The organism is Pseudomonas sp. GW821-FHT03C07 (assembly GCF_059420925.1).
Genome location: NZ_JBWKUQ010000003.1, coordinates 579,261 through 601,518, shown reverse-complemented (window position 1 = coordinate 601,518; position 22,258 = coordinate 579,261). Strand labels below are relative to the sequence as shown.

Annotated in this window: 18 protein-coding genes, 1 tRNA gene and 1 pseudogene; 8 read left to right on the top strand and 12 right to left on the bottom strand. The window is 62.0% G+C overall.

The annotated features are described in order from the left end of the window. Positions 1-11: 11 nt before the first annotated feature. Complete coding sequence (locus AC07VG_RS09145) at positions 12-1,109, top strand: PLP-dependent cysteine synthase family protein (RefSeq protein WP_495020909.1); 1,098 nt, start codon at positions 12-14, stop codon at positions 1,107-1,109. Positions 1,110-1,295: 186 nt separating this feature from the next. Here AC07VG_RS09145 and AC07VG_RS09140 read toward each other — a convergent pair whose 3' ends face one another. The 5 genes from AC07VG_RS09140 to rimO form a co-directional block, all read right to left on the bottom strand. Continuing rightward, a complete protein-coding gene (locus AC07VG_RS09140; protein ID WP_494999433.1) occupies positions 1,296-2,066 on the bottom strand; it encodes an SDR family oxidoreductase in 771 nt (256 codons plus the stop codon). A gap of 103 nt (positions 2,067-2,169) precedes the next feature. After that, positions 2,170-2,631 (bottom strand): YehS family protein, encoded by a 462-nt coding sequence (locus AC07VG_RS09135; RefSeq protein ID WP_494999434.1) that lies wholly within the window; start codon positions 2,629-2,631, stop codon positions 2,170-2,172. Positions 2,632-2,685: 54 nt separating this feature from the next. Beyond that, positions 2,686-3,396 (bottom strand): rRNA pseudouridine synthase, encoded by a 711-nt coding sequence (locus AC07VG_RS09130; RefSeq protein WP_494999435.1) that lies wholly within the window; start codon positions 3,394-3,396, stop codon positions 2,686-2,688. 75 nt (positions 3,397-3,471) lie between these two features. Then, positions 3,472-3,921, bottom strand: coding sequence for a GNAT family N-acetyltransferase (locus tag AC07VG_RS09125; protein WP_494999436.1), 450 nt, complete (start codon positions 3,919-3,921; stop codon positions 3,472-3,474). Positions 3,922-4,023: 102 nt separating this feature from the next. After that, positions 4,024-5,361, bottom strand: coding sequence for a 30S ribosomal protein S12 methylthiotransferase RimO (gene rimO, locus AC07VG_RS09120; protein WP_494999437.1), 1,338 nt, complete (start codon positions 5,359-5,361; stop codon positions 4,024-4,026). 299 nt (positions 5,362-5,660) lie between these two features. On the opposite strand from rimO, the gene AC07VG_RS09115 reads away from it, so the two are divergent. Further along, entirely contained in the window at positions 5,661-7,562 is a 1,902-nt protein-coding gene (locus tag AC07VG_RS09115) for a potassium transporter Kup (protein ID WP_494999438.1), read from the top strand. Positions 7,563-7,791: 229 nt separating this feature from the next. On the opposite strand, the gene AC07VG_RS09110 is transcribed toward AC07VG_RS09115, so the two are convergent. From AC07VG_RS09110 to AC07VG_RS09100, 3 genes are all read right to left on the bottom strand, one after another. After that, positions 7,792-9,072 carry a virulence factor family protein gene (locus AC07VG_RS09110; protein ID WP_495020894.1) on the bottom strand — a complete coding sequence of 427 codons (1,281 nt, stop codon included), beginning with the start codon at positions 9,070-9,072 and terminating at the stop codon, positions 7,792-7,794. Continuing rightward, the gene (gene mprF, locus AC07VG_RS09105; RefSeq protein ID WP_495020893.1) at positions 9,072-11,714 is read right to left on the bottom strand and encodes a bifunctional lysylphosphatidylglycerol flippase/synthetase MprF; all 2,643 of its coding nucleotides are present in this window, start codon (positions 11,712-11,714) and stop codon (positions 9,072-9,074) included. Before mprF ends, AC07VG_RS09110 begins: the two co-directional genes overlap by 1 nt. A gap of 278 nt (positions 11,715-11,992) precedes the next feature. After that, positions 11,993-12,069 (bottom strand) — tRNA-Met (locus tag AC07VG_RS09100). A 293-nt stretch (positions 12,070-12,362) separates the two neighbouring features. On the opposite strand from AC07VG_RS09100, the gene dinB reads away from it, so the two are divergent. Further along, positions 12,363-13,424, top strand: a complete 1,062-nt coding sequence (dinB, locus tag AC07VG_RS09095; RefSeq protein WP_494999441.1) for a DNA polymerase IV — start codon at positions 12,363-12,365, stop codon at positions 13,422-13,424. A gap of 146 nt (positions 13,425-13,570) precedes the next feature. Here dinB and AC07VG_RS09090 read toward each other — a convergent pair whose 3' ends face one another. From AC07VG_RS09090 to AC07VG_RS09075, 4 genes are all read right to left on the bottom strand, one after another. After that, positions 13,571-14,524 (bottom strand): hypothetical protein, encoded by a 954-nt coding sequence (locus tag AC07VG_RS09090; RefSeq protein ID WP_494999442.1) that lies wholly within the window; start codon positions 14,522-14,524, stop codon positions 13,571-13,573. Positions 14,525-14,541: 17 nt separating this feature from the next. Beyond that, positions 14,542-16,257, bottom strand: a complete 1,716-nt coding sequence (locus AC07VG_RS09085; protein WP_494999443.1) for a proline--tRNA ligase — start codon at positions 16,255-16,257, stop codon at positions 14,542-14,544. Positions 16,258-16,374: 117 nt separating this feature from the next. Then, positions 16,375-17,919: an AmpG family muropeptide MFS transporter gene (locus tag AC07VG_RS09080; RefSeq protein WP_494999444.1), complete on the bottom strand. Its 1,545-nt coding sequence runs from the start codon at positions 17,917-17,919 to the stop codon at positions 16,375-16,377. A gap of 43 nt (positions 17,920-17,962) precedes the next feature. Next, positions 17,963-18,316 carry an MGMT family protein gene (locus tag AC07VG_RS09075; protein WP_494999445.1) on the bottom strand — a complete coding sequence of 118 codons (354 nt, stop codon included), beginning with the start codon at positions 18,314-18,316 and terminating at the stop codon, positions 17,963-17,965. 74 nt (positions 18,317-18,390) lie between these two features. Between AC07VG_RS09075 and AC07VG_RS09070 the strand changes: the two are divergent. From AC07VG_RS09070 to groL, 5 genes and pseudogenes are all read left to right on the top strand, one after another. Beyond that, a pseudogene (locus AC07VG_RS09070) lies at positions 18,391-18,513 on the top strand (DUF481 domain-containing protein); the annotation flags it as partial. An 87-nt stretch (positions 18,514-18,600) separates the two neighbouring features. Further along, positions 18,601-19,326 carry a HugZ family pyridoxamine 5'-phosphate oxidase gene (locus tag AC07VG_RS09065; RefSeq protein WP_495020892.1) on the top strand — a complete coding sequence of 242 codons (726 nt, stop codon included), beginning with the start codon at positions 18,601-18,603 and terminating at the stop codon, positions 19,324-19,326. 71 nt (positions 19,327-19,397) lie between these two features. Continuing rightward, positions 19,398-19,871: an FxsA family protein gene (locus tag AC07VG_RS09060; protein ID WP_494999447.1), complete on the top strand. Its 474-nt coding sequence runs from the start codon at positions 19,398-19,400 to the stop codon at positions 19,869-19,871. A gap of 250 nt (positions 19,872-20,121) precedes the next feature. Beyond that, the gene (locus AC07VG_RS09055) at positions 20,122-20,415 is read left to right on the top strand and encodes a co-chaperone GroES (protein WP_121137262.1); all 294 of its coding nucleotides are present in this window, start codon (positions 20,122-20,124) and stop codon (positions 20,413-20,415) included. A gap of 49 nt (positions 20,416-20,464) precedes the next feature. Continuing rightward, the gene (gene groL, locus AC07VG_RS09050; protein ID WP_494999448.1) at positions 20,465-22,108 is read left to right on the top strand and encodes a chaperonin GroEL; all 1,644 of its coding nucleotides are present in this window, start codon (positions 20,465-20,467) and stop codon (positions 22,106-22,108) included. Positions 22,109-22,258 lie beyond the last annotated feature (150 nt).

Here is a 22,258-nt window from a genome sequence, read left to right as displayed (position 1 = left end):
GACGAGTAGCCATCATGAGCGACAACCGACAGTGGGCCCGGGAAGCGATTCGGATCATTGAAGCCGACTTCCAGCGCAGTGCCGATACCCACCTGATCCCTTTACCGTTGCCGGGCCTGCCGGGCATCGAGTTGTACTTCAAGGACGAATCCAGCCATCCGACCGGCAGCCTGAAGCATCGCCTGGCCCGTTCGCTGTTCCTCTATGCGCTGTGTAATGGCTGGCTGCGCCCGGGCGCGCCGGTGATCGAGGCGTCCAGTGGCTCGACGGCGATCTCCGAAGCCTACTTCGCGCGCCTGTTGGGCTTGCCCTTTATCGCGGTGATGCCGGCCACCACCTCCCAGGAAAAGATCGCGCAGATCGCCTTCTACGGCGGCAAGAGCCACCTGGTGCAGGACCCGACGCAGATCTATGCCGAATCCGAGCGCCTGGCCCGGGAGAGCGGCGGTCATTTCATGGACCAGTTCACCTACGCCGAGCGAGCCACTGACTGGCGGGCGAACAACAACATCGCCGAGTCGATTTTCCAGCAACTGCGTTGCGAGCGTCACCCGGAGCCGAGCTGGTTGATTTCCAGCCCGGGTACCGGCGGCACCACGGCGACCCTGGGTCGTTATGTGCGCTATCGCCAGCATTGCACCCGGGTGTTGTGTGCCGATGCCGAGCGTTCGGTGTTCTTCGATTTTTACCAGACCGGTGACGCCAGCCTGCGCCTGGACTGCGGTTCGCGAATCGAAGGCATCGGTCGTCCGCGGGTCGAGGCGTCGTTCCTGCCCAAGGTGATCGATGCCATGGTCAAGGTGCCGGATGCCTTGTCCCTGGCAGCCATGCACTACCTGGCACAGCGCCTGGGGCGGCGGGTCGGGGGGTCCAGCGGGACCAACCTGATCGGTGCGCTGATGGCGGCGCGGCAGATGGTCCAGGCGGGGGATAGTGGTTCGATCGTGGCGATCCTCTGTGACGGCGGCGAGCGTTACGCCACCACCTACTACGACCCGCAATGGCTGGCGGCCCAGGGCTATGAGCTGGACAGCCTGATCGCGACCGTGGCGGCCAGTGTCGAGCGCGGCGAGGCGCTGCCCGAGAGTGTGTTGCGGGCCGGGATCTGATCCGAACGCTCCCACCGTCCTGAGCCGTATCTGAGTGTTACGTATGGCAGAAAACCTGTGGGAGCGGTGCTTGTCGGATCGCCGCACCGCCGCGAAGCTTATAGCGCTCTTGAGGGCCCCTTCGCGAGCAAGCTCTGCTCCCACAGGTATGGGGTTCCACAAGTTAGTCCTCGGCAGTTCCTGTGATTACAGGCTGAAGCCACCGTCCAGCGGGATGATATTCCCGGTCATATAAGCCCCGGCCGTACTCGCCAAACTGATCGCCAGCGCCGCCATCTCTTCCTCGCGACCCCAGCGTTTCATGGGAATCAACGCGGTATCTTCAGCCAACGCCTGCTCGTCGCTGCCGATATGTTGGGTCATCTTGCTCGGGAAGCGTCCCGGCGCGATCACATTGACGTTGATGTGCTGGCTGACCAGTTCGCGCGCCAGGATCCGTGACAGTTGATGCAGGGCGGCCTTGCTCGGGCCGTAGGCATAGGCCTGTTCGCCGAACGAGGAAATCCCCGCGACCGAACCGATATTGATGATTCGCGCCGGGTTCGCCGCCGAACCGGCCTTGCGCAGCAGCGGCAGGAATTGCTGGATGCAGTTGAAGACCGAGGTCACGTTCAACTGCATGACCTTTTCCCAGCCCTTCACCGGGTAGCTTTCCAGCGGTGCGCCCCAGGTGGTGCCGGCGTTGTTGACGAGGATATCCAGCCGATCGATCTGCTCACCCAGACGTGTCGCCAGCGCCAGCACACCTTCCTCGGTCGCCAGGTTGGCGGCCAGGGCCTGGCAGTGGCCCAGGGCGCCGAGTTCATCGGCGGTCTGCTGGCAGGCCTCGGCATCCCGGGCACAGACGTAGACCTTGGCACCGGCCTCGACAAAGGCCTTGGCAATCATCTTGCCGATGCCGCGGGTACCGCCGGTCACCAGCGCAGTGCGGCCTTGCAGGGAGAAGTAGGGGTGCATGGCGAATCCTGAGTGCGAAAGGTGTCCATACCCTAGCCGTCAGGAGTCAAAAACGGAGCCACTATTGGGCGGCGCAATGATGCGCCATGCACGATGCCGCGGATCAGCCGCGAACGCGCAGGGTCAGGCCCTTGAGGAAGTTGCGCAGCAACTGGTCGCCGCAGGGGCGGTAGTTGGTGTGACCGAACTTGCGGAACAGCGCGCTCAGCTCCGGCTTGGACACCGGGAACTCGGCGGCCTTGAGAATGGCGTGCATGTCATCTTCCTTCAGTTCGAAGGCGACCCGCAGTTTCTTCAGGATGATGTTGTTGGTCACTGGCAACTCGACCGGCAGCGGCGCGCGGCTCTCGTCCTTGCCACGCTTGAAGATCACCAGGCCGTCGAGAAAATACGCCATGACCTCGTCCGGGCAATGCACGAAGCCTTCTTCCTCGTCCTTTTTCAGGTAGCTGATGACATCGGCCTTGGCCACGTCGAAGCCGGTCAGCTTGATGAGCTCGACGACCTTGTTGTCGCTGATGTCGAGCATGTAGCGCACGCTACGCAGTACGTCGTTGTGAATCATGGGAACCATCCTGAGAGGTAGACGCCGCGCATCTGCGCGGCGCTGAAAAGGGGATTAGAATTTTTCTTTGGTCGACAGATAGCGCCATTGACCCACGGGCACCTTGCCGATGGAGACACCGCCAATGCGGATCCGCCGAATGGACACGACCTTGAGCCCGACCGCCTGGCAAAACAGCGCGATCACCCCCGGTTGCGGATTTTTCATCGCGAAACGCAGGCGGTTCTCGTTCTGCCAGCTGGCTTTCACGGCGGGCAGCTCGCGGCCTTTGTAGGTCAGGCCGTGGCTCAGTCGGTTGAGGCCGTGCTCGACGATGTCGCCGCTGACCTCCACCACATATTCCTGCTCGATCTTGGCGGTGTCGGCGGTGAGCTTACGGAGGATTTTCCAGTCCTGGGTAAACACCACCAGGCCGCTGGCGCCGGCTTGCAGGTCGGTCCCCGCGGTCAGGCGCAGGAAGTGCCCCTTGAGCGGACGCTTGCCATAACGGTGTTCCTCGGAGAGCGTCTCGGCGCGCAGCAGTTGCATGGCCGCGTCGAGGTCCAGGCCGAGCGGTTGGTGCAGCAGCAGGGTTACCGGTTCCGGGGCGGTGGCCTTGGCTTCGGGATCCAGTTCGACTTTCTGGGCCTCGACCTTGAACTGCGGTTCGTCGATGACTTCGCCATCGACCGTGACCCAGCCGCCTTCGATGAACAGTTCGGCCTCCCGACGGGAGCAGCCGACCAGCTCGATCAGGCGTTTGGAAAGGCGAGTGGGTTCAGACATGACGGCGGCCGTAAAAAAGGGGGGCGGCTATTGTACCTGCCTGGCGCCGGTTAAGCCCGGCAACATTTGTCGCACTCAGCGCTTCAGGCGCAGATGCAGCAACGGATAGGGCTGGCCCATGCCATCCTTCTCCGAGCGCCCGATCACCTCGAAGCCTTGCTTGAAGTAGAAACCGACGGCCTGGGAGTTTTGTTCGTTGACGTCCAGTTCATCGGCATTCAGGTGTTCGATAGCGTAGCGCAGCAGCAGTTTGCCCAGGCCGGTACCGCGTGCCTGCGGGGCGATAAACAACATTTCGACTTTGCCCGCCGCGACCCCGGCAAACCCGGTGATGCGCTGGCGCGAATCGCGGGTGCAGATCAGCATGACCGCATCCAGGTAGTGGGTCAGCAGCATGTTCTTCAGCAGTTCGATGTAGCTGTCCGGCAGGAAGTCATGGGTGGCACGCACCGAGGCTTCCCAGAGTCGGGCCAGTTCCGGGTAGTCACCGGGCTTGGGGGTTTGGATCACCGGGAGCTGGCGCATGCGGCAGATTCCTTCCGTCACGGTTGTTCATGAGCCAGACTATAGCCGTAAAAAAGCCCCGCATCTCGTTGAAAGAGCGGGGCTTTTCAGTTTATTTACAACTTAGATCGTTTCCGCCCAGAGGTCGTATTCGTCGGCGTCGGTGACGCGGCACCAGACCTTGTCGCCGGGCTTGAGATCGCCGGCACCTTCGATGAACACGTTGCCGTCGATTTCCGGGGCGTCGAAGAAACAACGACCGACCGCGCCTTGTTCGTCGACTTCGTCGATCAGCACTTCGATATCGCGGCCGATGCGCAGTTGCAGGCGGGCGCTGCTGATGGCCTGTTGATGGGCCATGAAGCGATCCCAACGCTCCTGCTTGACGTCATCCGGGACCACGTCCAGGCCGAGGTCGTTGGCCGGTGCGCCTTCCACCGGTGAGTACTGGAAGCAGCCGACGCGGTCGAGCTGGGCATCGGTCAGCCAGTCGAGCAGGTACTGGAAGTCCTCCTCGGTTTCGCCGGGGAAGCCGACGATGAAGGTCGAACGGATGATCAGGTCCGGGCAGATTTCCCGCCAGTTCTTGATCCGCGCCAGGGTCTTGTCTTCGAACGCCGGGCGTTTCATCGACTTGAGCACTTTCGGGCTGGCGTGCTGGAACGGGATGTCCAGGTACGGCAGGATCTTGCCGGCGGCCATCAACGGGATCAGTTCATCGACATGCGGGTACGGGTAGACGTAATGCAGGCGCACCCACACACCCAGGCTGCCGAGGGCTTCGCACAGTTCGGTCATGCGGGTTTTCACCGGCGCGCCGTTCCAGAAACCGGTGCGGTACTTCACGTCGACGCCATAGGCGCTGGTGTCCTGGGAAATCACCAGCAGTTCCTTGACCCCGGACTTGACCAGACGCTGGGCCTCGTCGAGCACGTCGCCGACCGGGCGGCTGACCAGCTTGCCGCGCATCGACGGGATGATACAGAAGCTGCAGCTGTGGTTGCAGCCTTCGGAAATCTTCAGGTAAGCGTAGTGGCGTGGGGTCAGCTTGATGCCCTGTGGCGGCACCAGGTCGATCAGCGGGTTGTGGTCCTGGCGCGGCGGCACCACCTGGTGCACGGCATTGACCACCTGCTCGTACTGCTGCGGGCCGGTCACGGCCAGTACGCTGGGGTGCACCTTGCGGATGTTGCCTTCTTCGACGCCCATGCAGCCGGTGACGATCACCTTGCCGTTTTCCTTGATGGCTTCGCCGATCACTTCCAGGGATTCGGCCTTGGCGCTGTCGATAAAGCCGCAGGTGTTGACCACCACGACATCGGCGTCCTGGTAGGTGGACACCACGTCATAGCCTTCCATGCGCAGTTGCGTAAGGATGCGCTCGGAGTCGACCAGTGCTTTCGGGCAACCCAGGGATACGAAGCCGACCTTGGGGTTGGCTGGCGCGGTAGGGGTGGACATGTCTAACCTCGGTATAGGGTGTCGAGCCGCTTGGGACAAGGGCGTCGCGTGGGCGCTGATGCGCCTCTGATCAAAAAGTGCGCAATTCTAGCGACGCTCGAGGCACTTGACCAGCTTTATGCAGGGAAATGCGACGAGTGCTGCGCTATGCTTCGTCCGATGCGAGTCGCTGTCATTTTTTGTTTCAAATAACTGATGACTTATAAATCGTCGGCAACTGTAAGAAAAACAGCGCATGCTGCGTGAAAAAGCATAGTGCTTCTTGAAAGAAGCCTTAGTCCGGGGTGTAGGAGTAGTTGATGGGTGGTCAGGCAGTGAGTGAGGGGCAGGTCGGGCACTCGACGGCAAAGCCGTTGGGCATGCTGGTAGCGGCGGTAGGGGTGGTGTACGGCGACATCGGCACCAGCCCGTTATATACCCTCAAGGAGGTGTTCACTGGCGGTTACGGGGTGCAGGTCGACCATGACGGTGTCTTCGGGATTCTGGCACTGATCTTCTGGTCGCTGATCTGGGTGGTTTCGATCAAGTACGTGTTGTTTATCCTGCGTGCCGACAACCAGGGTGAGGGCGGGATCATGGCCCTGACCGCGTTGGCGCGGCGGGCATCGGCGTCCTACCCGAAATTGCAGTCGACGCTGGTGGTGCTCGGGTTGATCGGCGCGGCACTGTTCTATGGTGACAGCATGATCACCCCGGCCATTTCGGTGCTGTCGGCGGTCGAGGGTCTGGAAATCGCCTTCGACGGGCTGGAGCATTGGGTGGTGCCGCTGTCGCTGGTGGTGCTGGTGGGGTTGTTCCTGATCCAGAGACATGGCACCGCGAGTATCGGCAAGTTGTTCGGGCCGGTGATGGTCGCGTGGTTCGTGATCTTGGGGATCATGGGGGCCTATGGCATTTCCCTGCACCCTGAAGTGCTGAGCGCGTTGAACCCGATGTGGGGCGTGCACTTCTTTGTCGTTCACCCGGGCATGGGCGTGACGATTCTGGGGGCGGTGGTGCTGGCGCTGACCGGTGCCGAAGCCTTGTATGCCGACATGGGCCACTTCGGGCGTAAGCCGATTGCCCGCGCCTGGTTCGCCCTGGTGCTGCCGGCGCTGGTGCTGAACTACTTCGGCCAGGGTGCCTTGCTGCTGGAAACCCCGGACGCGGCACGCAACCCCTTCTATCTGCTGGCGCCAGCCTGGGCCTTGGTACCGCTGGTGGTGCTGTCGACCCTGGCGACGGTGATCGCTTCCCAGGCGGTGATCTCCGGGGCGTTCTCCCTGACCCGCCAGGCGATCCAGTTGGGCTACATCCCGCGCATGTATATCCAGCACACCTCGAGTGCCGAGCAGGGGCAGATCTACATCGGTGCGGTGAACTGGACCCTGATGATCGGCGTGATCCTGCTGGTCATCGGGTTTGGCTCGTCCAACGCCCTGGCCTCGGCTTATGGTGTGGCGGTGACCGGGACCATGCTGATCACCAGTATCCTGGTGGCGGCGGTGATGTTGCTGTTGTGGAAATGGTCGCCGATCCTGACCGTGCCGATCCTGGTGGGCTTCCTGCTGGTGGACGGGTTGTTCTTCGCCGCCAACGTGCCCAAGATCGTCCAGGGCGGTGCCTTTCCGGTGTTGGCGGGGATCGTGCTGTTTATCCTCATGACCACCTGGAAACGCGGCAAGGAGCTGCTGATGGATCGCCTCGATGAAGGTGGCCTGCCGTTGCCGATCTTTATCGGTAGCATTCGGGTGCAGCCGCCCCATCGGGTCCAGGGTACGGCGGTGTTCCTCACCGCGCGGCCGGATGCGGTACCCCATGCGTTGTTGCACAATTTGCTGCACAACCAGGTGCTGCATGAGCAGGTGGTGTTGCTGACGGTGGTCTATGAAGATATTCCACGGGTACCGGCACAGCGGCGGTTTGAGGTCGATTCCTATGGTGAGGGGTTCTTCCGGGTCATCCTGCACTTCGGCTTTATCGATGAGCCGGATGTGCCGCAGGCGCTGAAGCTGTGCCATCTGGATGAGCTGGATTTCAGCCCGATGCGCACCACCTATTTCCTCAGTCGCGAGACGGTGATCGCGTCGAAGATCGTCGGCATGGCGCGCTGGAGGGAGAGCCTGTTCGCCTTTATGCTGAAGAATGCCAACGGTAACCTGCGCTTCTTCAAGCTGCCGGTGAACCGGGTGATCGAACTGGGGACGCAGGTCGAGATCTGATTGTCCCTGGTATGAAAAAGCCCCCGTTGCCTTGCGGCAGCGGGGGCTTTTTCTTTGGGCGGCTTACGCTGACTCTGTGGGAGCTGGCTGGCCGGTGATGCGATCTGTTGGGCGCTGTAGGGGGGCTGTGCCTGCATCGGTAGGCGCCTGGCGAGGCGGTTTATCAGGTGACAGAGGGGTTGACTGTCAGGCCGCTATCGCCAGCAAGCTGGCTCCTACAGGGCTCGCATTACTCGCTTTTAGCCTGACGCTTCTGGATAGCATCCACCAACCGCTTGGCCAACGCCGGGTAGTTCTCGTCGAAGTGATGACCCCCTGGCAATTTGACGGGCTCTCCCACCGCGGTCTCGGTGGTGCAGCCACTCTCCTTCACTTCGTCCTGGCCATAAATACACAACACCTTGGCTGCCGGCAGCTTGGCCATGTCCGGACCGGTATCGAGTTCCATGCCGGCCTTGCCCAGCCAGCCGTCAACGTGGATCTCGAAGCTGCCGCTACGGGCGAAAGCCAGCAGGATGATCGCATCGACCCGCTGTTGCTCGTTTTCCGGCAGGCGGTTGTAGATCGCCGGCAGGACGTCGGCACCGAAGGAGTAACCGGCCAGGACGAAACGCTTGGCGCCCCATTTCTGCCGATAGTGCTGCATCAGTTCGGTCAGGTCGGCGGCTGTCTGTTCCGGGCTCTTGTGCTGCCAGTAGTAGCGCAGGGTATCGATACCCACTACCGAGTAGCCCATCTTCGCCATATAGCCCGCCGCGTCGCGGTCCAGGTCGCGCCAGCCACCGTCGCCGGAGAGGAACAGGGTCACGGTGTCGCTGGCTTTCTCCGCCGGGACTTCCACCACGGGAATGGCCAGGCCGCCGTTGTCCGTACCCACCAGCATCTTGCGCAGTTCGTTGTTCAGCACCTGGGGCAGGTGGATGTCGTAGTCGCTGATGCTGGTTTCGGCATTCGGCTGGTCGCGCACGAACGCCGCGCTCGGATCATCCGGGCCGTCGTTCCAGGCTACCAGCCAGTGGCCATGGGCGGCGCTCTTCGGTACCGGGAGGGTGCAATCCGGTTGATCGAGGACGAACCCCACCGAGATGGCCTGGGCCTTGTCGCTGGTCTGGGACGCCAGCCAGTTCCAGGCCAGGGACGCGCCCGGGCCGACGCCGCTGACCAGGGTCGCCGGGCCCTTCAATTGTTGCAGGGCGCCGTCCAGGGCCTTTTGTTGCAGCGTGCAGTTGTCCTTGGGCAGGATCACCTGGACGATCAACGCCGCGCCACTACGACTCAGGGCGGACAATTGCGCGTCGCTCAGGGCGTCTTCGGCGAGGGTCGCCACGACCACCTGGGCCTTGGGCGTAGTGCCGGGGGTCAGGCGAGTCAGGGTCGAACCGTCGGCCTGGCTCAGGTGCTCAAGGGTGGATTCCGGCGGGGGGCGGTTCCAGAACCAGTAGCCACCTCCCGCGAGTGCGGCCAGGAGCAGCACGATTACCAGTAAAAACCGCCAGGAGCGTTGAATCATCAGCGTTTCACCAATCCAGTCAGGCCGCCCGCAATCAGGGCGGCGGTATCGGCCAATGCGACCAACGGATCAAGTCCGGCTGGCACGGCCATGTAACGAGGTTCCCAGTCAGGCTGGAACTTGTCCTTGAAGCGACGCAGGCCCTGGAAGTTGTAGAGCTGCTCGCCGCGCTGGAACACCATCGAGCCCAGGCGCTGGGTCAGTGGTGCGCCGCGCCGCGGTTGCAGGCCCGACAACGGCACCATCCCGAGGCTGAAGCGTGCGTATCCGTGAGCCTTATAATGCTGAATCAGGCCAACCATCAAGAACTCCATGGTCAGCTTGGGGGCGTCGGGGTGCGAGCGCATCAGGTCGAGGCTGGCCAGTTCATGGCCGTGGGTCTCGAGCAAGTTGGCGAACGCCACCGGGCGCCCCTCGAAATGCACGATTGCAACACGGAAGTGGTTGATGTACTCGGGGCTGAAGCGGCCCAGGGAGAAACCTTTCTCGCGCACGTTCTTGCCGGTGAGCCAGGCATCGGAGATGACCTTGAGTTCATCCAGCGGGGCCTGTCCCGGTTCGTAGATTTCCAACGACAGGCCGTCACGGCCGCCACGGTTCCAGGTGTAGCGCAGGTCTTTCATCTCCTTGCCCTTGGATTCAAGGTCAAAGCGCTGCAGGTCGACTCGCGCTTCTTCGCCGAGCTTGATGGCGGTCAGGCCGATGTCCATGTAGTACGGCAGGTTCTCCGCGCGCACCTGATAGAACACCGGACGAGCATGGTGGGTGTCGCAGAGATCGCGGAATTGCCAGATCAGTTCGGCACGCTGGCGCGCCGGCCCGATCGGATCGTACAGCGCCACCAGGCTGCGGCCACGGCGGGCGTACATGAGGAACGCAGTGTCGGTGGGGTGAAACAGGAAGGCCTTGTCGCCGGTCAGGGCCAGGCCGCCGTCAGGCTGGTCCGAGGCCATCAGCACCTTGACCGCCCGCTCCATTTCATCCGGCGTGGGCTGGTGAATCACTGGACGTGCGGTGCGCAGCAGCCAGGTCAGCGAAACGGCGACCAGGACCACGGCAGCCCCCAGCAGCGAACGCAGGCCGCGGGGTGCGTCGCCATCCAGTGCGAACTGCCACCACAGCTCGTGGCTGTAGGGGACGTCCTGGTAAGCGAACAGCAGCAGCCAGACCGAGGCACCGAGCACGCAGAGGCTGGCCACCAGGTACAGCGGCGAGAACGGCAGTTCGGTGAGGCGGCTGGGTCGATAGAAGGAGCGGCGGAAAATCCCCAGCAGACAGGCGGTGGCCGTCAGCATGCAGGCTTCTTCCCAGTCGAAGCCCTTGAGCAGGGAGAGCAGGGCGCCCACCAGCAGCAAGGTCATGGTCAGCATCCAGGCGGCGGACAGGCGGCGACGCAGGCCCTGGGCCAGCAGCAGGCACAGCACGCCCACCAGGCTGGCACCGAAGTGCGAGGCGTCGATCAGGCGATCCGGGACCAGGAAGTCGATGCCTTCCAAGCGCGTGTCGATTTCCGGGGTGGCGCCGGAGAACAGCAGGACCACGCCGGAGAGGAACACCAACACGGCGAGGATCGGCGCGGCGAAGCCGGAAGCGACCCGCATGCTTTGCCGGGTGGTCATCAGGCGCTGGGCTTCGGTACTCAACAGGGCCAGGCAGGCCAGCAGCAACGGCAACAGCACATAGATCAGGCGATAGAGCAGTAGCGCGGCGGCCAACGGTGCGGCGCCCAGCTGATTGGCAAAGGCCGCCAGCAGGATGGCTTCGAACACGCCGACACCGCCAGGCACATGGCTGAGTACGCCGGCGGCCAGGGCCAGCAGATACACCAGCAGGAATGCGCCGAACGGTGGTGCCTCGGGCAACAGCAGATAGAGCACGGTCGCGGCGGCGGCCACGTCCAGGGCGGTGATCAGCAGTTGCAGCAGGGTCAGGCGCGCACTGGGCAGGCGCAGGGTGCGACGTCCCACCTTGACCAGCAGGTTTTCCTTGATCGGTTGTTCCGGCAGGCGCCGGCGATAGATGCCGGCCGCCAGCAGTGCCGCGAGGGCCAGCACGAGCACGGCGATGCCGCCGAGCAGGTAGGTGGGCAGGTGCAGGGCTTCGGATGCCGCGGGCAGGTTGCTCAGGGTCGCCAGGGCGGCCAAGGGTGGCAGCGCGCAACCTAGCGACAGGCTGGCGAACAGGGTCATCCGCGCGACTTCGGAGGCGCCCAGGCCGTGGCGGGCATAGAGTCGATAGCGCACCGAGCCGCCGGACAGCAACGACAGGCCGATGGCATTGCCGATGGCGAAGGCGGTGAAGCCGCCGAGCGCCAGGGTGCGCGCCGGCAGTTTCACGTCGGCGTAGCGACTGGCGGACCACTCATAGCCCAGCAGAATAATGAAGCCGATGGCGGTCGCGGCCAGCGCACCGCCCAAGGCTGGCTTGGGCACGCTGAGAATCGAATCGTGCAAGGCGTCCAGATCGAGTTCGATCAACAGGTGACGACAGGCGATCAGGGCGATGGCGAACAGAAACAGGGTGACGGCCAAGCCGACGGACTGCCGGTACTTGCTCAACAGATCCAGCCAACGGAGACGGGTGGCGGTGATCGGGTGTGTCGCTGTAACAGTTTCGTGTGGTTCGGACGAGTTGGCGCGCATCAATCACCTCTAGGATTGTGCGCGACAGGATGGGGGTATCCAGCCAAGTTACCAATCCCTATGGACAAAATAAGTGCAAATATTAACGTGTCTGGCCGTTGTACGGCGACCCACGCCCCGGGCTGTTGTAGAGGAAGTTTGTTGCGGATTCAGCTTAGCCTGTGCAGCCATTGACTGCGGTATCCGTCGAGGGTTCGATCCTTGCAGCACTGATTGGATGAAAGTTTTTTCGGCGGATACAAAAAAGGCCACTCTTTCGAGCAGCCTTTTCTGATGTTTGGTTGCGGGAGCCGGATTTGAACCGACGACCTTCGGGTTATGAGCCCGACGAGCTACCAGACTGCTCCATCCCGCGTCTGTGTGGCGGTATTCTACAGCGAAACGCTCGGCTGTCAAACCTTAATTAGGAAAACCCCTTTATTGTTCAATTGCTTAGCGCTTGAGGCGGTGCCTGTGCCAAGCCCCGGGGCCATGCCGGGCAAGGGTTGCAGCTCTATCGGCGGATGCTTTTCGATTGAGAAACTAAATTCAATAGGGCTATTTCCTACGGGCAAAGAGGAAGAATCAAACTACTGGTGCTATATACAGGTGTCAGTGAGATACTGCTGGCCTGTACCGTTTCCGTTCCCTGAATGAACCCGTGTTTTCATGACGCAACGCAAAATCATCCACGTTGACTGTGATTGCTTCTACGCCGCCATCGAGATGCGTGACAACCCGAGCCTGGCCGGCAAGCCCATGGCGGTGGGCGGCTCAGCGGATCGGCGTGGGGTGATCGCCACCTGCAATTACGAGGCGCGAGCCTTTGGCGTGCGTTCGGCGATGTCGTCGCGGCATGCCTTGAGCCTGTGTCCGGACCTGGTCATCGTCAAGCCGCGGATGGATGCCTATAAGGAAGCGTCGAAAGATATCCAGGCGATCTTTCGCGACTACACCGACCTGATCGAACCCTTGTCTCTGGATGAAGCCTATCTGGATGTGTCCGACAGCCCGCATTTTGCCGGCAGCGCGACGCGCATTGCCCAGGACATCCGGCGTCGGGTCTCGAAGCAATTGCATATCACCGTCTCTGCCGGGGTGGCGCCAAACAAGTTCTTGGCCAAGATTGCCAGCGACTGGAAAAAGCCCAATGGGTTGTTTGTGATCACTCCGGACCAGGTGGAGGATTTCGTCGCCGGCTTGCCGGTCAACAAATTGCACGGGGTTGGCAAGGTCACGGCGGACAAGCTCGGGCGGCTGGGGATTGTCGATTGCCGGCAATTGCGCGAGTGGGGCAAGCTGGCCCTGGTCCGCGAGTTTGGCAGTTTTGGCGAGCGTCTGTGGGGGCTGGCTCGGGGGATCGATGAGCGACTGGTGCATAACGACAACCGGCGCCAGTCGGTCAGTGTCGAAAATACCTACGATGCCGACCTGCCGGACCTTGCCAGTTGCCTGGAAAAGCTACCCGAACTGATGGAGACCCTTGCGGGACGTGTCGCCCGACTCGACAGCAGCTATCGACCGGGCAAGCCGTTCGTCAAAATAAAGTTTCACGACTTTACCCAGACGACCCTGGAGCAGGCCGGAGCCGGGCGGGACCTGGAGAGTTATCGGCAGTTGCTGAGCCAGGCCTTTGCCCGAGGCGAGCGGCCGGTGCGGCTGCTGGGGATTGGGGTGCGGCTGCAGGATTTGCGCGGTGGGCATGAGCAGCTGGAGTTGTTCAGCGGCTGAGGCCGGCGCTTGCTTTCCTGGACGCACCGAGCAACTTGTAGGCGCCCGGCTTGCCGGCGATGGGGCCCTTGGGCCTTGCATCGCTCTCGCGGACGCTATCGCCGGCAAGCCGGGCGCCTACAGATTCAGTATTTCGTCTGAACGCCTTAGTTGGCCCCGGGGTCCGCCACCAGTCGCCCGGCCTTCTTGGTCAGGGTCTGGAGAAACTCACGCTGCAACTCGGGATCGTTGCGGGTCAGTTCGATCAGGCTCTGTTCCAGCTCACTGGCTTCGTCCTCCAGTCCCAGCTCTGACAGGCGCTTGACCCGGTGCACCCATTGGTTGACGTCGTCACCCTCCAGGTCGTTGTAGATCAGGTCATGGGCCTCCAGCAGCTTACCGCGCAGCTTGCTGCTGATGGACAGGCTCGAGTCCGAGTGGGCTTGACCCTGGGCATCTTCCACGCGGATCTGCAGATTACCGATGCGATACAGGTCCTGCTCGGCAAACGGGCTGTCCAGCAGGTTGAGGCGCAACACACCATTGCGGTCGGTGGTCAGTTCGGCGGTCTGCTTGCCGGCAAGCACTTCCACCGGCCGTTCGGACCACGGCAGGCTTGAGTGTTCCAGGCGCTTGTCGCGCTGGACTTCCTCGACCCCGGCCAGGTTCTGCTGGGCACGCCCGCCGGACTCGACGTTCATGAACGGATTGAGGCCGTCGATGCCGTCCTTGAGCCAGCCATGGGTCATGTTGTCCGGCAGGTGGCCGAGGGCAAAGATATTCGCCACGTTGGCACCGATACCGCCGACCAGCGCCACGGCCCCCAGCGGGATTTCATAGACCTTGCGCCAGCCTTGATAGGGTGTGTAGCGCTCATAGCGACGGGTGACGTCGAACTCGGTGACTTCGAAGGTTTTTTGCTCGTGAATCCGCACGCGACGTTGCGGCAGCTCCAGGACCTTGGGATCACCGACATCGATCTGCAGATTGTGTTCGAGCAGTTTGCGCTCGACGCGCTCTTCATGCTCGGTGCGTTGTGACATCTGGTTGGCACAGCCGCTGACCAGCAGGGCGCCGCACAAGGCGGCGCCCCCGAGGGCTAAGGTACTTCGATTGAACATGGGCGCTCTATCTGGACTTAGCGACGGATACGGGCCTGAAGGAACGACAGCACCTCGGCGACCGGCAGGGCTTGCGCCTCGGCCTCGGTACGGCTCTTGTATTCCAGGTTGCCTTCGGCCAGGCCGCGGTCGCTGACCACGATCCGATGGGGAATGCCAATCAGTTCCATGTCCGCGAACTTGATGCCCGGGCTGGTTTTCTTGTCACGGTCGTCCAGCAGCACTTCGAAGCCAGCGGCCGTCAATTCGGCGTAGAGCTTGTCGGTGGCTTCGCGAACCTGCTCGGTTTCATAGCGCAGCGGTACCAGGGCGATCTGGAACGGCGCCAGGGAGTCGCTCCAGATGATCCCGTTGGCGTCGTTGTTCTGCTCGATGGCGGCGGCGACCACGCGGGATACGCCGATACCGTAGCAGCCCATGGTCAGGGTTACCGGCTTGCCGTTTTCGCCCAGTACCTGGCACTTCATCGCTTCGCTGTACTTGGTGCCCAGCTGGAAGATGTGGCCGACTTCGATGCCGCGCTTGATCTCCAGGGTGCCCTTGCCGTCCGGGCTCGGATCGCCGGCCACGACGTTGCGCAGGTCGGCCACGGTCGGGACCGGCAGGTCGCGTTCCCAGTTGACGCCGAAGTAGTGCTTGTCGTCGATGTTGGCGCCGATACCGAAGTCGCTCATCAGCTCGACCGAGCGGTCGATGATGATCGGCAGCGGCAGGTTCAGCGGGCCGAGGGAGCCGGCACCGGCGCCGATGGCGTCACGCAGTTCGGCATCGGAGGCCATGACCAGCGGACTGGCGACGCCAGGCTGGTTGGCGGCCTTGATTTCGTTCAGTTCGTGATCGCCGCGGATGATCAGGGCAATCAGCTTACCTTCTTCTTCGGCGTGGACGATCAGGGTCTTGACGGTCTTTTCGATCGCCAGGTTGTAGCCTTCGACCAGTCGCGCGATGGTTTTCGCGTCCGGGGTATCGACCAGACGCAGCGCTTCGCTCGGCGCCGCGCGCGAGGTTTCGCGAGGCACGGCTTCGGCCTTCTCGATGTTCGCGGCGTACTCGGAACCGTTGCTGAAGACGATATCGTCTTCGCCGGACTCGGCCAGCACGTGGAACTCATGGGAGCCCGCGCCGCCGATGGAGCCGTTGTCCGCTTCCACCGGGCGGAACTTCAGGCCCAGGCGGGTAAAGACGTTGCAGTACGCCTGGTGCATGCGGTCGTAGGTGACCTGCAGCGAGGCCTGGTCGACGTGGAAGGAGTAGGCGTCCTTCATGATGAATTCGCGACCGCGCATCAAGCCGAAGCGTGGACGGATTTCGTCACGGAATTTGGTCTGGATCTGGTACAGGTTGATCGGCAGCTGCTTGTAGCTGCTCAGCTCGTTGCGGCACAGATCGGTGATCACTTCTTCGTGGGTGGGGCCGGCGCAGAAGTCGCGGTCGTGGCGATCTTTCAGGCGCAGCAGCTCAGGGCCGTATTGTTCCCAACGACCGGATTCCTGCCACAGTTCAGCCGGCTGGATACCGGGCATCAGCACTTCCAGGGCCCCGGCCGCGTTCATTTCCTCGCGCACGATGGCTTCGACCTTGCGCATCACGCGCAGGCCCATGGGCAGCCAGGTGTACAGGCCGGAAGCGAGTTTGCGGATCATCCCGGCGCGCAGCATCAACTGATGGCTGATCACAACCGCGTCGGAAGGCGTTTCTTTCTGTGTGGCGAGCAAATATTGACTGGTGCGCATGGTTGGCCGTTGTCGCTTGCTGATGACTGAAAATGACTGGGCATTGTACGGGTGTGATCCGGCGACGTACAGGCGTGTCGCCGCGCCGCCCCGGAGGAGGGCGGCGGGGGCCAGTGTTTACGGGGTTTCTTCGCCGACGGCGGCAGGTTCCGGGCCTTCGCCACGACTGGATTGATACCAGTGCAGGGCAATCAGGATCAGGGTCGGTATGCCTATCACGGTAGTGATTATGAAGAACTTGTGGTAGCCGAACTTTTCCACCATCACCCCGGAATAACCACCGATCAAGCGCGGCAACAGCAGCATGATCGAGCTGAGCAGGGCGTACTGGGTGGCGGAGAACTTCAGGTTGGTCAGGCTCGACAGGTAGGCGACGAAGGCCGAGGTCGCCATGCCGGAACTGAAGTTGTCCAGGGAGATGGTGACGATCAGCATCTTCAGGTTCGGACCCATGTCGGCCAGCAGCATGAACAGCAGGTTGGTCGCCGACGAGGCCGCGCCGCCGATGAACAGGATCGGCAGGATGCCGAAGCGCACGATCAGCAGGCCGCCCATGCCGGCTCCCAGCAGGGTCATGATCAGACCGAAGATCTTGCTGACTCCGGCGATCTGGTCCTTGGTGAAGCCCTGGTCGATATAGAACACGTTGGCCATCACCCCCATGACCGTGTCCGACATCCGGTAGGTGGCGATCAGCCCCAGCAGCAGCAGGGCCTGCCAGCGATAGCGGACGATGAAATCATTGACCGGCGTCAGTACCGGCGCCAGGCCGCGGCGGCCCATGCTCGACAGGCAGAGGGTGGTGAGGAGGGTATAGAGGATGGCGCGCAGGAAGGCGCGGTCTTCCAGCAGCAGGTTGAGCATGCTCCGGCCCTGGAACAGCACGCTGGCGAAATCGGTGTTGTAGAGCTGGGTGAACATCGCCGGTACCGAGACCAGCAGGACGATCAGCACGAAGACCGAGGCCAGTTGGTGCACAAAGCTGTAGCGTCCGGCGGAGAGCTGGGTGCGCAGCGGCACCGGCGGTTCGCGCATGAAGAAGGTGGTGAGCAGCGCCGGGACCATCAGCAGGCCGAACAACACGTAGGTGCCGGTCCAGGCCGAATGCTTGTAGCTGAAACCGGTGGAACCGAAGCCTTCGGCGATAAACAGCGCGCCGGCGGTGGCCAGCAGGGCGGCGACCCGATAGCCGGACATATAGCTGGCGGCAAGGGCGGCCTGCTGGCTGTCGTTGGCGATTTCCAGGCGATAGGCGTCCACCGCGATGTCCTGGGTTGCGGAGGCAAAGGCCACGACCACGGCAATGGCGATCAGCCAGGACAGATGTTTCTGTGGATCGCAGAAACCCATGCCGATTAATCCGAGGACGATCAGGATCTGTGCCAGCACCAGCCAGGAACGGCGTCGACCGAGCTTGCCGAGCAACGGCAGGCGCCATTGGTCGAGCAGCGGCGACCACACCCATTTGAAGGCGTAGGCAAGGCCGATCAGGCTGGCATAACCGATGGTTTCGCGGGCCACGCCGGCTTCACGCAGCCAGACGGAAAGCGTGGAAAACACCAACATATAAGGCAGGCCGGCGGCGAAGCCGAGCAGCAACAGCACGAGTGTCGAGGGGCTGGCATAAGCGGCGAGCGCGGCGCGCCAGGTTTTACGGGGCATGGGCTGGAATCTGCCTCAGGTTGACGGAAACAAAGCGCGCACTCTAACCGCTGTGCTCTATCGGGCGCCAGCCATGGCGCTTGATATCGACACGATTGTTCAGCACGCTCAGGCCTTCAGTCCGCAGCCGGGCTCGCTGTTCGTCGCCGGATGGGCTGCCGGCGGGCAGGCTGATCCGACCGCCGGCACCCAGTACCCGGTGCCAGGGCAGTCGCGTGTCGGCGGGCAATTGGCTCAAGGTCCGTCCGACCCAGCGCGCGGCACGCCCGAGGCCTGCCAGTTCGGCGAGTTGGCCATAGGTCACGACCCGGCCTGCGGGGACTTGCGCCAGGGTCAGGTAAAGGGCCGTGCGGCGCATCTGCGCGGGGCTTTCGGCTGCGCTGCTGTGTTCTGTCATCGGGGGCAATCCTGTTCAGGGATTTGGCTGTAGGTGTAGGTTCTATCGCGCAAACCCGAGTCCTCTCTCTGCTTATATTATCCAGAACCCTGCTGGGGCTTGCCGTTTTCAGCGCCTCGACGGCGTTGCTGGCCGATAGCGTCCGGTTGAAGAACGGCGATTGCCTGAGCGGTAAGATCGGCCTTGCCGAGCCTGGCATCCGTCGCGGATAACGTTTATTTTGTCATTGATTTCCATTCGCGGGTCTCAGGGCTTGTCGACGGTTTCTGACGAGGAGTCAAAAGGTGAGCGTTGAAGTTGCCAAGAATGCCCGCGAGCTGCTGCTCAAGGAGTACCGGGGTGTGTTGTCCACGCACTCCAAGGCCATGCCCGGTTTCCCGTTTGGCTCCGTGGTGCCTTACTGCCTTGACGACCAGGGCCGGGCGCTGATCCTGATCAGCCGGATCGCCCAGCACACCCATAACCTGCAAAAGGACCCCAAGTGTTCCTTGCTGGTGGGCGAGCGCGAAGCCGCGGACGTGCAGGCTGCCGGGCGCCTGACCTACCTGGCCGAGGCCGAAAAACTCAGCGATCCCGAGGCGATCGAAGCGGCGGCCGCGCGCTACTACCGTTACTTCCCCGACTCGCAGAACTACCACCAGGCCCACGATTTCGATTTCTGGGTGCTCAACCCGGTGCGGCATCGTTACATTGGCGGCTTCGGGGCGATCCACTGGCTGGATCAGGTGACCCTGGCCAATCCCTTCGCCGGCAAGGCCGAGGCTGGCATGGTCGAGCACATGAACAGCGACCACGCCAAGGCCATCGCCCACTACGTCGCCCTGGCCGGCCTGCCGGATGTGGTGCCGGCACAACTGGCGGGTATCGACACCGAAGGCATGCACCTGCGCATTGGCCAGGCGCTGTACTGGCTGCCCTTCGAAGCACCTTGCAACACGCCGACACAAGTTCGCGAAGCCTTGGTTTCCCTGGCTCACGCCGAGCATTGGCCAAAAAACGCAGTGGTTTGAGCTTGAATTCACGAACTGCCGACGTCATCTAAGGTGAAGTGGAAGGCATTCTTCCGTAGAGGAACCATTTGATGCGCGCTTTTCTATTGCTCTTTCTGCTGTTTCCAGTGCTAGAGCTGTATGTATTTTTCCAGGTCAGCACCGCGATCGGGTTTTTCCCGGCCCTGGCGTTGATCATTCTCGGTTCGATGCTCGGTGGGCTGGTCCTGCGGGTCGCGGGGATCGCCACGGCGTTGCGGGCGCGGGAAAGCCTGAACCGTGGCGAACTGCCGGCGCAGACCATGCTCGAGGGCCTGATGCTGGCCCTGAGCGGCGGCCTGCTGCTGCTGCCGGGGTTTATCAGCGACATTATCGGTCTGGTCCTGCTGCTGCCGATGAGCCGTCGCTTGCTGGCCGACCGGATGCGTCGGCGGGTCGAAGAGCAGGCGCTGCGTCAGCGGGCCTTTGCCGACGACTTGCAATCTCGTGGTCCGTCGGGGTCGGTACCGGCCAATAGCCGGCAACCCCAGGTGATCGAAGGCGAGTTCGAACACCGCGACTCCTGATGGTCATGGCATCGACACGGCACCTTCGGCTGCGGTGTTGGTTTTCGACACGCTCAGGTAAAAAAAACGTCACCTTGCCCTTGAAATCGCCTTGGGTGACCTTATGTAACGGTCACCGCAAGGTTTTGGCGAAAATCGCCAGACAGTCTTTCGCGGTTCGCTTGGCGAGCCGCAACCGGCAACGCCGGATTTGCTAAACCGGTCGGTATCGACATCGGCCCTTGAAAACCATAATTAGGAGAGATCGACAATGAAGCTTCGTCCTCTGCATGACCGCGTCGTCATCCGTCGCAGCGAAGAAGAGAAGAAAACCGCAGGCGGTATCGTGCTGCCAGGTTCGGCCGCCGAGAAAGCCAACCACGGTGAAGTTCTCGCTGTAGGCACCGGCCGCGTGCTGGACAACGGTGAAGTCCGTGCGTTGGCCGTGAAAGTGGGTGACAAGGTGGTGTTTGGCCCTTACTCCGGCAGCAACACTGTGAAAGTAGACGGCGAAGACCTGCTGGTAATGGCTGAGAACGAGATTCTCGCTGTTCTCGAAGGCTGATACCCGCTCATTTTTCCCGTTACGACAAAGTATTCAAGGAATTACGATCATGGCTGCTAAAGAAGTTCTGTTTGGCGACTCCGCCCGCAAAAAAATGCTCAAAGGTGTCAACGTCCTGGCTGACGCGGTAAAAGCGACCCTGGGTCCGAAAGGCCGTAACGTGATCATCGAGAAGAGCTTCGGCGCTCCGACCATCACCAAGGACGGCGTTTCCGTTGCCAAGGAAATCGAGCTGAAAGACCGTTTCGAAAACATGGGCGCGCAGCTGGTCAAGGACGTTGCTTCCCGTGCCAACGATGACGCTGGCGACGGCACCACCACCGCCACCGTACTGGCCCAGTCGATCGTCAACGAAGGCCTGAAGGCTGTCGCTGCCGGCATGAACCCGATGGACCTCAAGCGCGGCATCGACAAGGCGACCATCGCCATCGTCAAAGAGCTCAAAGCCCTGTCCAAGCCTTGCGCTGACACCAAGGCCATCGCTCAGGTCGGCACCATCTCCGCCAACTCCGACAGCACCATCGGCGACATCATTGCCGAAGCCATGGAAAAAGTCGGTAAAGAAGGCGTGATCACCGTTGAAGAAGGCTCGGGCCTGGAAAACGAACTGTCGGTTGTAGAAGGCATGCAGTTCGACCGTGGCTACCTGTCCCCGTACTTCGTCAACAAGCCAGAGACCATGACCGCCGAGCTCGACGGTCCGCTGATCCTGCTGGTGGACAAGAAGATCTCCAACATCCGCGAAATGCTGCCAGTGCTGGAAGCCGTTGCCAAAGCCGGCCGTCCACTGCTGATCGTGGCCGAAGACGTTGAAGGCGAAGCCCTGGCGACTCTGGTTGTGAACAACATGCGCGGTATCGTCAAGGTCGCAGCCGTCAAGGCTCCGGGCTTCGGCGATCGTCGCAAGGCCATGCTGCAGGACATCGCTGTCCTGACCGGCGGCACCGTGATCTCCGAAGAAATCGGCCTGAGCCTGGAAAGCGCCACCCTGGAACACCTGGGTAACGCCAAGCGCGTGACCCTGTCCAAGGAAAACACCATCATCGTCGACGGTGCTGGCGTACAAGGCGATATCGAAGCCCGTATCGCTCAGATCCGTGCCCAGGTTGCCGATACTTCCTCCGACTACGACCGTGAAAAACTGCAAGAGCGTCTGGCCAAGCTGTCCGGCGGCGTTGCAGTGATCAAGGTTGGCGCCGGTTCCGAAGTTGAAATGAAAGAGAAGAAAGCCCGCGTTGAAGACGCCCTGCACGCTACCCGTGCGGCCGTTGAAGAAGGCGTGGTACCTGGCGGTGGCGTGGCGCTGGTTCGCGCTCTGCAGGCCATCTCCGAGCTGAAGGGCGACAACTCCGATCAGAACGTCGGTATCCAGTTGCTGCGTCGCGCTGTTGAAGCGCCACTGCGTCAGATCGTTGCCAACTCCGGCGACGAGCCAAGCGTCGTGGTCGACAAGGTCAAGCAAGGCGAGGGTAACTTCGGTTACAACGCTGCGACCGGCGAATACGGCGACATGATCGAAATGGGTATCCTGGATCCGGCCAAAGTGACTCGTTCGGCTCTGCAAGCGGCTTCGTCGATTGCCAGCCTGATGATCACCACCGAAGCCATGATCGCCGAGATCAAGGAAGACGCTCCAGCTGGCGGTGGTATGCCAGATATGGGCGGCATGGGCGGTATGGGCGGCATGATGTAAGTCGGCCCCACCCGCTACAAAGAAACCCCGCCTTGTGCGGGGTTTCTTTTTTTCGGCAAGCCACAGACGCAACGGCTGCTTTTATCGTGCAGCTTGTAGCTACCACAGGCTTGCCCTTAAGCTGCGCGGGCCAAGACATGGCCGTTACCG